The sequence below is a fragment of the Frigoribacterium sp. CFBP 13605 genome, assembly GCF_014839405.1.
GTDB lineage: Bacteria > Actinomycetota > Actinomycetes > Actinomycetales > Microbacteriaceae > Frigoribacterium.
Window position 1 is genome coordinate 1 of the sequence record NZ_JACYNS010000063.1, and the last position, 14666, is coordinate 14666.

Genomic DNA, 14666 nt, shown 5'->3' on the forward strand with positions numbered 1-14666 from the left:
CGCCGCCGCGGCCCTGCTGCTCAGCGGCCTGCCCGCGATCGCCGCGCAGGCCGCACCGGTCGACCTCGCCCGCTTCGGCACGGTGACCGCCTCGGCGAGCCAGGCCGACGGCGACGGCACGTTCCCCGCCGAGGCCCTGATCGACGGCGATCCGGCGACCCGCTGGGCGAGCGGCAACGGGCCCGACGAGGACGTCGAGTTCACCGCGTCGGTGATCGTCGACCTCGGCGGCACCGCCCGCGTCGACGCGATCGGCCTCGACTGGGAGGCCTCGTACGCGACCGACTACACGGTCGACGTCACGTCGGGCGACCCGACCCTGCCGGCGAGCTGGACCACCGCGCAGACCGTCGCGAGCGACGGCGGCCGCGACGACGTGACCTTGTCGACGCCCACCGAGGCCCGCTACGTGCGCGTCAGCATGCTGCACCGCTCGGCCGCGACCTGGGACCCGGCACGCCCCCACTTCTACGGCTACTCGGCCTTCGGCCTGCAGGTCTTCGGTGAGGCCGAGACGCGCTCGGTCACCTTCGACCGGTCGACCGCGACCGTCGCGGCCGGCCAGACCCTGACCGCGGGCCTCAGCCTGACCGGTCCGAGCGACGAGCCGGTCACCGTCCGGGTGCGCTCCACCGGCGGCACGGCGGTGGCGGGCACCGACTACACGGCGCTCGACGAGACCGTCACCTTCGCGCCCGGCGAGACCAGCGCCTCCGTGGACCTCGTCACGACCTCGACGGGCGCCCTCACGCCCCGCAGGTCGATCGAGCTGACCGCGTCCGAGCCGAGCGACCCGACGGTCGTCGGCACGCGGGCCACGCTCACCGTCGCGCTCACCCCGACGGGCACCCTGCCGAACGTCGGCGCGACCACGGTGCTCGACGACTTCGAGGGCGGCGTGCCGAGCGGCTACTTCGGCTGGGGCCAGAGCCCCGCCGTCACCCCGACCCTCGAGACCGGGGAGGCGCAGCGCGAGGGAGCGACCGGCGTCCAGGCCCTGCGCGTCACCGTCGCCGGCCCGACCACCGCCGAGAGCTGGTTCGGCTTCTCGCACGACGTCCCCGCCACGGACTGGAGCGACCACGACGGCTTCTCGTTCTGGTTCAAGGGCGCCGCCTCGGGCCTGCCCCTGCGCTACGAGCTGAAGAACGGCGACGGCGCCCTCTTCGAGCAGACCGTCGTCGACGACAGCGCGGACTGGAAGCAGGTCAGCGTGCTGTTCGCCGACCTCCGTCAGAAGGGCCAGCCGTCCAGCGACCTGCGCTTCGACCCGTCGGCGTCGACCGGCTTCGCCGTGACCCTGACCGGCCTCGGCGCGGGCACCTGGCAGGTCGACGACGTCGCCCTCTTCGAGCGCGCGACGATGATCGAGGACTTCGAAGGCGACGTCCCGCTCGGCACGACGGCCGACCCGCTCGGCTTCTTCACCTGGGGTTCACCCGCGCCGCTCGAGCCCACCATCAGCCGCGACGTCACCGTGCAGGAGCGCGACGGCCGCGCCGACAACCACGTGCTGAGCGGCACCTCGTCGATCCCGGCCGGCGGCTACGGCGGCCTCAGCCACAACCTCGCCGACAGCCAGGACTGGTCGAGCTACCAGGGCCTGCGCTTCTGGTGGTACGCCTCGCAGGCGAACAACCCGGCCTCCCCGACGGCGGGCGCCGACATCAAGGTCGAGCTCAAGGACGGCGACCCGGCCGGCGGCGACAGCGCCGAGACCAGCGAGCTGTGGGCGACGACCTTCAAGGACAACTGGGGCAGCAGCACCAACCGCTGGAAGCTCGTCGAGCTGCCCTTCTCGGCGTTCACGCCATCCGGCTACCAGCCGGGTGACGCCGCGACGACGAACGGCACCCTCGACCTGACGAGCGCGTTCGGCTACTCGTTCACCTTCACCCCGGGCACGCCCGCCCCGGTCGGCTACGCCCTCGACGACACGCAGCTCTACGGCACCCCGGCGAGCGCCGCGTCCGTCACGGTCGACCCGTCGCAGGACGTCTACCTGGTGGACGCCGGCGGCTCGGTCGAGATCCCGCTGACCGTGACGACCGCGGGTGACGAGCCGTTGGCGTCGGACGTGTCGGTCGACTGGTCGACCGCCGACGGCACGGCCGTCGAGGGCACCGACTACGACGCGGCCTCGGGCACCGTGACCTTCGCGGCGGGGACCGCCTCGGGGACGGCGCAACCCGTGACCGTGTCGACCCGCGCCTCCTCGGGGGCCGCCGAGTCGAAGGAGTTCGCGGTCGCGCTGGCCTCGACCACGGCGAAGGTCGGTGACGGTCCGCGCGTCGTGAACGGCGCGCACGACCTGCCGTACCTCGACCCGTCGCTGCCGACGGCCGACCGCGTCGCCGACCTGCTCGGCCGCATGACGCTCGACGAGAAGGTGGGCCAGATGGCACAGGCCGAGCGGCTCGGCCTGTCGTCGCCCCAGGACGTCAGCGGGCGCGCTCTCGGCTCGCTGCTGAGCGGTGGCGGCTCGGTGCCCGAGGGCAACACCGCGGTGGCCTGGGCCGACATGGTGGACGCGTACCAGCGCGAGGCGCTGTCGACTCGCCTGCAGATCCCGATGGTCTACGGCGTGGACGCCGTGCACGGCCACAGCAACGTGGTGGGCGCGACGATCTTCCCGCACAACACCGGCCTCGGCGCGACCCGCGACCCGGCCCTCGTCGAGCGGATCGCCGAGGTCACGGCGACCGAGGTGCGCGCGACGGGCGTGCCGTGGACCTTCTCCCCGTGCCTCTGCGTGTCCCGCGACGAGCGGTGGGGCCGCAGTTACGAGTCGTTCGGCGAGGACCCCGACCTGGTGCGCACCTTCGCCGCCCCGTCGGTGATCGGCCTGCAGGGTGAGGACCCGACCGACATCGGCGGCGCCGACGAGGTGCTGGCCACGGCCAAGCACTGGGCCGGAGACGGCGGCACGAGCTACGACGAGTCCGTGGCCGGCACGGGTGCGTACCCGATCGACCAGGGCGTCACGCACGCCGACTCGCTCGAGGACTTCACCCGGCTGCACGTCGACCCGTACCTGCCGGCACTCGAGGCGGGCGTGGGCACGATCATGACGTCGTACTCGGCGGTCGACCTGGGCGACGGGCCCGTGCGCATGCACGAGAACGCGGCACTGAACGACGACCTGTTGAAGGGCGACCTGGGGTTCCAGGGCTTCCTGATCAGCGACTGGGAGGGCATCGACAAGCTGCCCGGCGGCAGCTACGCCGACAAGGCCGTGCGATCGGTGAACGCCGGGCTCGACATGGCGATGGCGCCGTACAACTACGGCGCGTTCATCGACGCGATCGTGGCGGCCGTCCGCTCCGGTGACGTGGCCGAGTCGCGGGTCGACGACGCCGTGCGTCGCATCCTCACGCAGAAGTTCGACCTCAACCTGTTCGAGCAGCCGTTCGCCGACCGCACCAACGTCGACGGCGTCGGCTCGGCCGAGAACCGCGCCGTCGCCCGTCAGGCCGCCGGCGAGTCGCAGGTGCTGCTGAAGAACGCCGGAGGCGCGCTGCCGTTGGCCGCGGACGCGGACCTGTACGTGGCCGGCTCCAGCGCGGACGACCTCGGCCGCCAGATGGGCGGCTGGACGATCAGCTGGCAGGGCGGATCGGGCGACACGACGACGGGCACGAGCATCGCCGAGGGCATCCGTGAGGTCGCTCCCGGCGCCTCGGTCACCCTCAGCCCCGACGCCTCGGCACCGATCGGCGCCGGTCAGACCGGCGTCGTCGTGGTCGGCGAGCGTCCGTACGCCGAGGGCCAGGGCGACGTGCCGAACAACGGCTCGAGCCTGTCGCTGACGGCCTCCGACCAGGCGATCGTCGACACGGTCTGCGCCGCTGCCGCATCGTGCGTGGTGCTCGTGGTCTCGGGCCGACCGCAACTGCTCGGCGACGTCGTGAGCGTCGCGGACGCGGTCGTCGCGTCGTCGCTGCCGGGCTCCGAGGGTGCGGGCGTCGCCGACGTGCTGTTCGGCGACCGACCGTTCACCGGGCGCCTGCCCGTGACCTGGGCGGCCCGCGCCGACCAGGTGCCGATCAACGTGGGCGACGCCGACTACGAGCCGCTCTACCCGTACGGCTGGGGCCTGCGCACGGACGGTGCCCGCGAGCGTCTGGAGGCGCTGGTCGCCTCCCTGCCCGAGGGCGCCTCCCGAGCGGCGGTGCAGGCCGTGCTCGACGCCGACGTGTGGGACGGCGACGGTGCCGTGACGGACGCCGCCGCCGCGCTGCGCCTCCTGCTCGCCGCCGTCGCCCCGGTCGGCGGGACCGACCTCGGTGCGATGTCCACGTCGGACGCCCTCGTGTCGGTCGCCCGCGACCTCGCCCAGCAGGCGATGGTGGACGGCACGGCGGTCGACGGGTCGGCGGCCCTGACGGCCGACGCCGAGAACGCTCTGCAGCGCGGTCTGCCGGACGTGGCACTGGCCGGCTTCGCGACGGTGCTCGGCATCGATCTGGACGTCGTCGAGCCGACGAAGGTCGTCGTGCCCGGCACGCTCGACCCCGCGACCGCCCGCCCGGGCGACACGGTGTCGATCACGGCCACCGGGTTCGTCGCCGGGGAGGACCTCGCGGGCACCGTGTTCTCGGAGCCGAAGTCGATCGGCGCCACGACGGCCACGGCGGCCGGGGTCGGCGTGCTGCGGTTCGTCGTGCCGGCCGACCTCGAACCCGGGACGCACGTCGTCGAGCTCGAGGGGACGGGACAGATCGCCCGGGCCACCCTGACGGTGCTCGCCGCGGCGGTGCCGGGCGACCCGGGGACGCCGGGTGGCGGGACGCCGGGCACGGGCACGCCGGGCACGCCGGGTGGCGGAGGCTCGGGCACGGGCACGGGCACGGGCGGCACCGTCGTGGCGTCGCCGGTCGGGCTCGCCTGGACCGGCTCGGGCGAGTGGATCGGCATCGCCCTCGCGGCGTTCCTGATCGTGGCGCTCGGGGTCGCCCTGCGGCTGCGTCGGCCTCGCGACCGCGGCTGACGCGCCCCCGCCGCACCGCGCCTCCCCCACGAACCCCGTCTCGAACGATGCACCCCGCTTCTTCCGGGTGCATCGTTCGGAACGGGGTTCGTCGTCGCGTCGGCGCTGCGTCACCTGAACGCAGCCGCTGCTAGCGTCACGGGGTGCTCACCACCGACCGCCTGCTGCTGCGCCGCTGGCACGAGTCCGACCGTGCGCCGTTCGCGGCCCTCAACGCCGACCCCGAGGTGATGACGTACTTCCCCTCGACCCGCACGCGTGCCGAGAGCGACGCCCTGGTCGACCGGCTCGACGCCGCGATCGAGGCGGACGGCTTCGGGCTGTGGGCCGTCGAGCGTCGCGACTCGGGCGCGTTCGTCGGCTTCGTCGGGCTGTCCCGTCCCACGTTCGACCCCGCGCTCGTGGGGCAGGTCGAGATCGGGTGGCGACTCGCCCGTGAGGCCTGGGGTCAGGGCGTCGCCACCGAGGCCGCCCGAGAGGTCGTCCGGTTCGCGTTCGACCCGTCCGGCGCCGACCTGCCCGCCCTCGTCAGCTTCACGGCGGCGACCAACGAACCGTCCCGCCGCGTGATGCGCCGCCTCGGCATGACGCACGACCCCGCCGACGACTTCGAGCACCCCGCCCTCCCGCCGGGCCACGCTCTCCGGCCGCACGTGCTGTACCGCCTGAGCCGCGCCTCCTGACCCGCGCCACCGGCGACGCCGCTCCGGGCGACGGACCGCCGAGGCAGGGGGCACGCGAGACGCGACCGGCCCCACCCTGTGGCCTACCCGGGCTCGACCCCGACCAGGCGGTCGTCCACGTCCGCCGCGGCGAGCACCGTGCCCACCTCCGCCAGCGGGATCGTCCCGCCCACGAGCGACTCCAGCGGCCACCGTCGCCACGCCTCGGTCGCCCACGCCACGGACGAGTCGAGACGCGCCGGCTCCGCCTCGCGCACGCCGCCGACCGTGACGAGCCCCTCGACCAGTCGGGCACCGCTCGCGCCGACCTCCCCGCCGCGCGCTGCCGCCCCCGCCAGCACCACGACTCCCCCGACGGCCACCCGCTCGACCAGGGCCGACGCCGCCGCGACCCCGTCGAAAGCGAGCCCCACCGTGCGGTGACGCCCCGACCGGTCGACCGACGCGAGCACGCGAGACAGGGCGTGCGGCCCGGTCGCCGCCCCGGGGTCGGCCACGGCGACGGCGCCGAACGCGCGCGACCTCTCGCGCCGCGCCTCCTCGGGGTCGACGACCACGACGCGCGCCCCGGCGTCCGTGGCCATCGCCGTCGCGACCAGTCCGACGGCACCCGCCCCCGACACGACGACGACCTGGCCCGCGAGTGACGGCACCCCCGAGAGTCCGAGCACCGAGGAGGCGCGGTGCAGCACCTCCGCGGCCGTCGCGGTCACGCCCGCCACCGGGGCGAGCACGGCCGCGGGCACGTCGTCGGCGACGACTACCACGGTGGTCCCCCGGCGCAGGTGCACGTGGCTCGCGACCGTGCCGGACAACTGCCAGCTGCGCCGCGTGCGCTCCTCGCCGTACCGCTCCCCCGAGACGCAGGCCGAGGTCAGACCCCGATGACACGGGACGCACCGACCGCACGCCACCGTGCCGGACCAGACGACGCGCATGCCGGGCCGCAGCCGTCGGCCGTCGTGGGCGCGGGCGTGCTCGTCGGCCTCGACGACCTGCCCGACCGCCGAGCCGCCCGGCACCACGGGCAGGCACGCCGCCCCCCGATCGCCGAGGGAGCGCACCACGTCGAGGCGGACGGCCGTGAGCTCGACGGCGATCAGGGCGTCCCCGCGCGCGAGGCGCACCCCGGGCACGGCGATCTCGCTGAAGCCGTGTCCGCTTCCGACCCCGGTGCCGAGCCAGACCTGTGCCGACGCCGGCGGGTCGAGGCACACGTCGTGGCCGTCGAGCACGGGACGCATCGGGTCGACCCGCGGCCGCCCCGCCTGCGTCGCCCTCGACATCGTCCCCCACCCCTCGCACCCGCCTCCGGCGCACGCCACGACCCTAGGCAGGGCGGGTGGCGGTCCGGCGAACCGCGGGCGTCCACCCGGTGAACGCGTCGCACGGTCGTGTGGGCAGGAGATGCCGTCACCCACCCCGTGGCCAGCATCTCCAGCCCGCTCGGGCCCCGGTCACGGCACCGGCAGGAGTGACGGAGGCGCGGCCCGGGTCAGGCGACCGGCGTCAGCCCCAGCGCCCGGATCACGTCGTCGGCCTCGTCCTCGGGCGACCGGCCGGCGTCGACCACGACGTGCCGCTCGTCGGCCTCGGGCGGTTCGAGCGTCGCGACCTGCGAGTCGAGCAGGGCGGTCGGCATGAAGTGGCCCTCGCGGGCGGCCATGCGGTCGCCGAGCAGGTCGCGGCTGCCGCGCAGGTAGACGAAGACGACGTTGTGCTCGCGCAGCACGTCGCGGTACTTCCGTTTCAGCGCCGAGCAGGTGATCACGCCGGGCACACCCGCCAGGGCGTGTTCGACGATCCAGGACGAGACCGTGTCGAGCCAGGGTGCCCGGTCGTCGTCGTCGAGCGGGGTGCCGGCCGCCATCTTCTCGACGTTCTCGTCGGGATGCAGGTCGTCGCCCTCGTACGAGTCCCAGCCGAGCCGCTCGGCGAGCAGGGCCGCGACGGTCGACTTGCCCGAACCCGACACGCCCATGACGACGAGCACGGGGTCGGCGGCGTACGGACCGCCCGCCGGCACCGCGCCTCCCGCATCCGGCGCGGCAGCCGAGGAGGCGCGGTCCGCGTTCTCGAGGACGGTCATCAGATGAACACGCTCGCGAGCATGACCCCGGCGAGGGCCGTGAGGCTGAGGACGCACTCCATCAGGCTCCAGGTCCTGAAGTTCTGGCCGACCGTGGTGCCGAGGTACTCCTTGATCAGCCAGAAGCCGGCGTCGTTCACGTGCGACAGGAAGACCGAGCCCGCGCCGATGGCGAGCACCAGCAACGACGCCTCGGGGGTCGACATGTCGGCCGCGAGCGGGGCCATGATGCCGGCGGCCGTGACCGTGGCGACGGTGGCCGACCCGGTGGCGACGCGGACGAGTGCCGCGACCACCCAGGCGACGAGCAGGACGCTCACGCCCGACTCCGACACCGCGTCACCGATCACGGTGCCGATGCCCGTGTCGATCAGGACCTGTTTGAACCCGCCACCGGCGCCGACGATGAGCAGGATGCCGGCGACGTCGGGCAGCGACGAACCGAGCGTCTTCGACACGGCGGCCTTGTCCATGCCCCCGGCGCGGGCGTAGAAGACCATCGCGTAGAGCACGGCGACGGTCAACGCGACCATCGGCGTCCCGAGGAACTCGAGCAGGTCGACCCAGGTGCGGGTCGCCGTGGGCAGCGCCGCCTCGCGGATCGAGCGCGCGAGCATGAGCACGACGGGCAGCAGGATGCCGATCAGGGCGTTGACGAAGCTCGGGCGCTTGCGGGCCGAGCCCTCGCCGCCGTCCTCTTCCTTCGAGACGAAGAGGTCGGGGACCGGCACGGGCGCCCACTTCGCGGCGAGCGTCGAGAACAGCGGGCCGGCGACGATCACCGTGGGGATCGCGACGAGCACGCCGAGGCCGAGCGTCAGGCCGAGGTCGGCGCCCACGGTCGAGACGGCGAGCAGCGGGCCGGGGTGCGGGGGCACGAGGGCGTGCATCGCCGAGAGGCCGGCGAGCGCCGGGATCGCGATGCGCATGAGCGGCAGGCCCGACCGGCGGGCGACGAGCACGATCACGGGGATCAGCAGCACGAGGCCGACCTCGAAGAACATCGGCAGGCCGATCAGCGCGCCGATCAGGGCCATCACCCAGGGCAGCGCCTTCTGCGACGAGCGCGAGATGAGGGTGTCGACGATGCGGTCCGCTCCGCCCGAGTCGCTGAGCAGCTTGCCGAACATCGCGCCGAGCCCGATCAGGATGCCGACGCTCGTCATGGTCGATCCGAAGCCCGTGCCGAAGCTCGTGACGGCGTCGCCCGGGGCGAGGCCGGCGCCGATGCCGACCCCGACGGCGCCGAGCAGCAGCGCCAGGAAGGGGTGGACCTTGAGCCAGGTGATGAGGCCGACGATCACGACGATGCCCACGAGGGCCGCGATGATCAACTGCGCGTCGGTGCCCGAGGGCGTGGGGGCGGCCGTGGCCGCTGCGAGGAGGTGCATTCCGTCGCGTCCTTCCGAGGACGCTTCACTGCGACCTCTTCGTCGTGGGCCGGAGCCCGGGGGGTTGTCGTCCGTCGGCGCCGGACGGATGTCTGGCAGTCTTGTCCCACGAACGAATCTGATTAGTGTGAATAATCAGACTTATGGAGTGTGCCACAGTCGGCACCACCCCGCCACCTGCCTGCCCACCCCCCTCGATCAAGGAGTCGTCGATGACCCCCGGCCTCGCAGCATCACGAGAACGCGGCCTGCACGCCCGGGTGGTCGACGTCCTCGGAAGCGAGATCGTCGACGGTCGACTGGCCGTGGGCTCCATCCTGAACCTCGACGACCTGGCCGTCCGCTTCACGGTGTCCCGCTCGGTGCTGCGCGAGGCCCTCCGCGTGCTGCAGTCGCTCGGCATGGTCGAGCCGCGTCAGCGCATCGGCACGCAGGTGCTCCCCCGCACCTCGTGGGACCTCATGAACCCGCAGATCATCCTCTGGCGCGGTCGCAGTCCCGAGTACTTCGTCCAGATGCGCGAACTGCTCGAGCTGCGGCTCGGCCTCGAGCCGGTCGCGGCCCGACTGAGCGCGCTCGCCTTCACCCCCGACCAGGCCTCCGCCGTCGAGGACGCCGCCCGCACGATGGTCGCCGCCGCCGCGTCCGGTGACGGCCGCGCCTACCTCGAGGCCGACGTCGCGTTCCACACCGCCGTGCTGCGCGGCTCGGGCAACGACGTCATCGGCCACTTCGCGTCGACCGTCGAGGCCCTGCTGCGCACCCGGACCGAAGAACGCCGCTTCACCATCACCGAGTACACGCCCGCGGCGGCCGGACTGCACCTCGACCTCGCCCTCGCGATCCGGGCCGGCGACGCCGACGAGGCCTTCTCCCGCTCGTGGCGGCTGATCGACACGACCGTCGACGAGTTCGTGGCCGAGTCGGGCGGCTCCCCCGCCGTCTGATCGGCCCCGACCGCCCGCCCGCCCGGCCGTGGCCGTTGCTCGGCGACAGCCTCCCGCCCGGCCCCGGCCGCGCCATCGGCGCGTACGGCCGACCCACCGAGGAGGCGCGGTGGACGCACAGGCGCCCGTCACGTCCCGTTCACGCACCGGTCGCCCCCGGGGTGGAGCATCGACGCATGATCTCGCTCAGCGCCCTCGTCAAGCCGAAGGACGGAATCCACTCGGTCCGCCTGCTCGAGAAGAGCCTCCGCGACCACTACGAGAACGTCCCCGTCACGGACCACCAGTACCTCGTGCGCTTCGCCGACGGTCCCGCCCTGGTGACCGACGAGCTCGCGGGTCTGCGGGTCGACGTCGTGGTCTCGGACGAGCGGGCCGCGTCGCACTTCCGCGAGGCGCTGGCGGGCGAGATCGCGACCCGCGTCCTCGGGCGCACCGTCGACGTCGTGTGGTCGCGCTCGGCGAGCGTCCCCGCGCCGCTGCGCTGAGGCACGGCGGGGACGAGGGGGTCAGTCGCCCTCGGCGTCGGCCGCCGCGATCAGCTTCGTCATCGTGCGGTGCAGCACGACGAGCTCGTCGGGCGTCACCCCGAGCCGCGCCATCATGCGGGCGGGGATGCTCTCGGCCTCACGCCTCGACGCGGCACCGGCCGGGGTCAGCTCGATCGACAGCGCGCGCTCGTCGTCGGCCCGGCGCGCTCGGGTGAGCATGCCCTGGGCCTCGAGCCGCTTGAGCAGCGGACTGAGCGTGCCCGGGTCGAGCCGCAGCAGACGACTGAGCTCACGACCCGACAGCGGTGCGTGCTGCCAGAGGGCCAGCATGACGAGGTACTGCGGGTGCGTCAGCCCGAGCGGCTCGAGCACCGGACGGTAGGCCGCCACGACGCCCCGCGAGGCGACCGAGAGCGCGAAGCAGATCTGGCTCTCGAGTTCGAGCGGATCGGCGCCGGCGGCGCTCATGCCCGCGGCGCCGGGCAGTGCACCATGGTGCGGACGCCCGTGCGGTCGACGACGTGCTCGTCCATCGGGGCGCCGCAGAGCGGGCAGGTGCCACCGTGCTGGGGGGCCACCGCCGGCGCCTCGTTCTTCAGCCCCAGCTGCGCGCCACCGATGTAAGGACGCAGTCGGGCGTTCATGCGCTCGACCAGGTCGCCGAACCTGCTGCCGTGGTCGTGGTGCCGCTCGGGTCTCGTCATGATGGTGAGTCTACCAATGATTGGTGCCCCAACGACAGGGTTGCGGCCGGTGGAGACACGACCGCGCCCGCCCCGACGAACGGGGCGGGCGCGGAACGGCGGAACCGAGGAGGCGCGGGTGGCGTCGCTCAGGCGACCTTGCGACCCTGCGCCAGCGTCTGGTGCGCCCGGGCGGCGAGTTCGCCACGGACCAGCACCTCGTACCGACCGGCCTCCATGGTGCGGACCGACGAGAAGTCGCGACGACCACGCAGCATCTTGTGGCCGACGAAGCCCCACAGCGCCCCCCACAGCGCACCGAGGCCGACGGCGACGAGCAGCACGCCGATCCAGGCACCCGACGGGGCGAAGATGCCGAAGAGCAAGCCGAGCAGCAGGCCGAACCACGCTCCGCCACCGGCGCCGCGTCCCGCGGCCTTGCCCGAGGTCAACCGACCCGACACGTTCTCGACGGTCCGGATGTCGTGCCCGACGATCGACACGCTCTCGACGGGGAAGCCCTCGTCCGACAAGAGGTCGACGGCCGACTGGGCGTCCTCGTACTTCGTGAACGAGGCGAGCACCTGGGGGTAACCCGCACCCGCGAAGGCGCCGATGCCGCCGGGGCCCGGGGTGCCCGTCGTCGGCGTGGCCTGCGGCCCGGGCTGGCCGTAGCCGGGCTGGCCGTACGGCGCACCCGACTGGTCGCCCTGACCCGGCACGGTGCCCGACGGGCCCGGGGCCTGCCCGGCCTGCTGACCCTGGTCGCCTGCCGGCTGCCCGGCGGACTGCGGTGCGTACTCGCCGTACGCGGGGCGGGGGCGGTCGTCGGGGGTGGGCGTGGTGTCCTGCTCGTTGCTCATGCTCCCGTTCTATCGCGCCCGCGTCGACGCGGAGGGAATGCACAGACGGCCCACAGCATTCCTTGGCCCGCTCCCAGTCCCACCGGCCGCACCACGGCCCCTCCCATGCTCGGGTGTCGGTCACGTGGGGCAGGATCGACGGATGACCACCACCCACGTCCTCGTGCTCGACTTCGACGGGACCGTCTGCCTGGGCGACGGCGCCGTCCTGACCTACGCGCGCCTCCTGGACGAGGCCCTCCCGGCGATCGACGAGCGGCATCCACCCCGGCTGGTCGAAGCGGTGCTGGCCCGGTTCGTCGGCAGCCCGCTCGCCGACGAACCCGCCGGGGTCGACGCCGCCCTGGCCGAGGCCGACGGGTCGCCCGACGGGTACGTCGTCGCCGAGCGGGTCTCACGTGCCCTCGGCGTCGCCGACGCGGCCCGCTCGGCCGCCTACGCCGGGGCCCGGGCGGCCCTCGCGGACGGGCGCCTCGAGATCGAGGCGCCGGACGGACTCGCCGAGCTGCTCGACTCGCTGCCCGACGGCGTGCACGTCGTGCTCGTGACGAACTCCCCCGAGCACGGCGTCGTCCAGCCCCTCGAACGACTGGGCCTCGCCGACCGCGTCGACGAGATCGTCACCGACGCGCGCAAACCGTCCGGGCTGCCCGCCGTGCTCGACCGGCTCCGCGCCGACGCGGGTCTCGCCGGCCGCCCCGACCGTCTGCTCAGCGTGGGCGACATCTGGCCGAACGACCTCGAACCGGCCGCCACCCAGGGTTCGCCGACCGCGTTGGTCGAGCGGTTCCCCTCCGCGGACGCCCGGCCGACGCATCGCGCGGGGACGCTGCCCGAGCTGTACCCGGCGATCCGCGCCTGGGCGGGACGCGCCTCCTGAGCCGAGCCGCGCCTCCCCGGACCAGCCGCACGCCCTGAGCCGCCCGCGCCGCCGGGACACGGTCCCCGGGGAGGCGCACCACCCGGCGGCGTCGGCGTCGGCGTCAGACCGTCGCCCGCACCACCGCGAAGCGGGCACCCGGGTGGTCGGCCGAGAGGTGTGCGCCGGGACGGCCGAGCATCTGCTCCCGCAGCGTGCCCGTGGCCGGCTCGGCCGGCATCCGGCCGCGGCGACGCAGTTCGGGCACGACGAGGTCGGCGAAGTCGGCCAGGTCGGCCGTGCCGAAGATCGGCTCGATCAGGAATCCGTCGAGGTCGGTCTCGTCGACGAGCCGCTCGAGCTCGTCCGCGACCTCGACGGGGTCGCCGACCAGCTGGAGCCCCCGGGTGCCCTTGCCTCGCAGGTCGTCGAGGATCTCGCGCACGGTCGGGGCCGGCGAACCGTCCTTCGGCAGGAACCGGTCGATGTTGCTCTGACCCATCTGCCCGACGGGGCCTCCGTCGTCCTGCAGCTGCGTCAGGTCGCGGGACGGGTCGAGCGAGAGCAGGTCGATGCCCGTGTTGCCCGCGTAGAGGACGGCGACGACCTCGTCGGTCTGCAGGTCGTCGAACTCCTTCCGCAGCGCGACGGCCTCGTCGTGGGTCGGGGCCACCGTGACGGTGAGCCCGACCATGATCTTGACCGACTCGGGGTCGCGGCCGAGGGCGGCCGCCTTCGCGCGGATGTCGGCGACGTTCGCGGCCGTCTTCGGCACCGTCGTGCCCTGCACGAAGACGCACTCGGCGTTGCGCGCGGCGTAGGCGCGCCCCCGGTCGGACGTGCCGGCCTGGAACAGGACGGGCGTCCGCTGCGGCGACGGGGCGACCGTGAAGTAGCCGGACGACCGGAAGTGCTCGCCGGCGAACTCGACCCGGTGGATCCGGTCTCGGTCGGCGAGGACGCCCGCCTCGGCGTCGCCGCGGAACGCGCCGTCCTCCCAGCAGCCCTCCCAGAGCGTGATCGCCAGGTCGACGTACTCGTCGGCCTGGTCGTAGCGGGCGTCGTGGCCGCGCATCTGGTCGTGGCCGAACAGCTCGGCGACGGTGTTCTGCGAGGCGCCCGTGACGATGTTCCAGCCGATGCGGCCGCCCGTCAGGTGGTCGAGCGTGGCGAAGCGGCGGGCCGACTGCACGGGGTGGTCGAGGCCGGTCGACGAGGTGACGACGAAGCCGAGGCGTTCGGTCTCGCGGGCCAGGGTCGGGATCAGCAGGGCCGGGTCCATGCCGGGGAAGTTGATGCCGCCCCGCGCCGCGGTCTCGGGCAGGTCGCCGTCGACCGACGGGTAGCCGAACCCGTCGGCGAAGAACAGGAAGTCGAAGCCGGCCGCGTCGAGCAGCTTCGCCATGCCGATCCACAGGTCGAGCCCGTGGTAGCCGAGCGAGTCGCTGCGCGGGTGGGACCAGCTGAGGGTGCCGCCGACCTGGGGGCCGGCGACTTCGAACACACCGAGACGGATCTGCTTCATGCCGTCAGTGAACCGGATGGTTCACCCAGAGTCCAGCCCCGAAACAAGGTCTTAACACGGGGCTCCCCTCAGGCGGGGACGGCGGCGGCGCGGACGCGGGCGACGAGCGCCGCGATCGCGTCGACGGCCGCGCGGTCGACGGCCG

At 73.9% G+C, this 14666-nt stretch carries 12 protein-coding genes; 5 read left to right on the top strand and 7 right to left on the bottom strand.

Annotation, left to right across the window (positions count from 1 at the left end):
• Both IFT36_RS11470 and IFT36_RS11475 read left to right on the top strand, forming a co-directional pair.
• The coding region (locus IFT36_RS11470) for a glycoside hydrolase family 3 N-terminal domain-containing protein (protein WP_200413183.1) at positions 1-4990 on the top strand (4990 nt) is incomplete at its 5' end.
• A 143-nt stretch (positions 4991-5133) separates the two neighbouring features.
• A complete protein-coding gene (locus tag IFT36_RS11475) occupies positions 5134-5673 on the top strand; it encodes a GNAT family N-acetyltransferase (RefSeq protein ID WP_200413184.1) in 540 nt (179 codons plus the stop codon).
• A gap of 83 nt (positions 5674-5756) precedes the next feature.
• Here the strand turns inward: IFT36_RS11475 and IFT36_RS11480 are convergent, their stop codons facing one another.
• From IFT36_RS11480 to IFT36_RS11490, 3 genes are all read right to left on the bottom strand, one after another.
• A complete protein-coding gene (locus IFT36_RS11480) occupies positions 5757-6959 on the bottom strand; it encodes an alcohol dehydrogenase catalytic domain-containing protein (protein WP_200413185.1) in 1203 nt (400 codons plus the stop codon).
• A gap of 209 nt (positions 6960-7168) precedes the next feature.
• Positions 7169-7762: a gluconokinase gene (locus tag IFT36_RS11485; RefSeq protein ID WP_082452443.1), complete on the bottom strand. Its 594-nt coding sequence runs from the start codon at positions 7760-7762 to the stop codon at positions 7169-7171.
• Complete coding sequence (locus tag IFT36_RS11490) at positions 7762-9153, bottom strand: GntP family permease (RefSeq protein ID WP_200413186.1); 1392 nt, start codon at positions 9151-9153, stop codon at positions 7762-7764. Before IFT36_RS11490 ends, IFT36_RS11485 begins: the two co-directional genes overlap by 1 nt.
• 212 nt (positions 9154-9365) lie before the next feature.
• Between IFT36_RS11490 and IFT36_RS11495 the strand changes: the two genes are divergently transcribed.
• A complete protein-coding gene (locus tag IFT36_RS11495) occupies positions 9366-10100 on the top strand; it encodes a FadR/GntR family transcriptional regulator (protein ID WP_200413187.1) in 735 nt (244 codons plus the stop codon).
• Positions 10101-10276: 176 nt separating this feature from the next.
• Positions 10277-10588 (top strand): hypothetical protein, encoded by a 312-nt coding sequence (locus tag IFT36_RS11500; protein ID WP_056048270.1) that lies wholly within the window; start codon positions 10277-10279, stop codon positions 10586-10588.
• 21 nt (positions 10589-10609) lie between these two features.
• Here IFT36_RS11500 and IFT36_RS11505 read toward each other — a convergent pair whose 3' ends face one another.
• The 3 genes from IFT36_RS11505 to IFT36_RS16515 all read right to left on the bottom strand — a co-directional run bounded on the left by IFT36_RS11505 (position 10610) and on the right by IFT36_RS16515 (position 12137).
• On the bottom strand, positions 10610-11059 hold the full coding sequence (locus IFT36_RS11505) for a MarR family winged helix-turn-helix transcriptional regulator (RefSeq protein WP_056048272.1): 450 nt from the start codon (positions 11057-11059) through the stop codon (positions 10610-10612).
• A complete protein-coding gene (locus tag IFT36_RS11510) occupies positions 11056-11295 on the bottom strand; it encodes a hypothetical protein (protein ID WP_056048275.1) in 240 nt (79 codons plus the stop codon). Before IFT36_RS11510 ends, IFT36_RS11505 begins: the two co-directional genes overlap by 4 nt.
• Before the next feature lie 128 nt (positions 11296-11423).
• Positions 11424-12137 carry a YflT domain-containing protein gene (locus IFT36_RS16515; protein ID WP_249408599.1) on the bottom strand — a complete coding sequence of 238 codons (714 nt, stop codon included), beginning with the start codon at positions 12135-12137 and terminating at the stop codon, positions 11424-11426.
• Positions 12138-12279: 142 nt separating this feature from the next.
• Here IFT36_RS16515 and IFT36_RS11520 point away from each other — a divergent pair, with 142 nt between their 5' ends.
• Complete coding sequence (locus tag IFT36_RS11520; protein WP_200413188.1) at positions 12280-13017, top strand: HAD family hydrolase; 738 nt, start codon at positions 12280-12282, stop codon at positions 13015-13017.
• A gap of 103 nt (positions 13018-13120) precedes the next feature.
• On the opposite strand, the gene IFT36_RS11525 is transcribed toward IFT36_RS11520, so the two are convergent.
• A complete protein-coding gene (locus IFT36_RS11525) occupies positions 13121-14521 on the bottom strand; it encodes an NtaA/DmoA family FMN-dependent monooxygenase (RefSeq protein ID WP_200413189.1) in 1401 nt (466 codons plus the stop codon).
• Positions 14522-14666 lie beyond the last annotated feature (145 nt).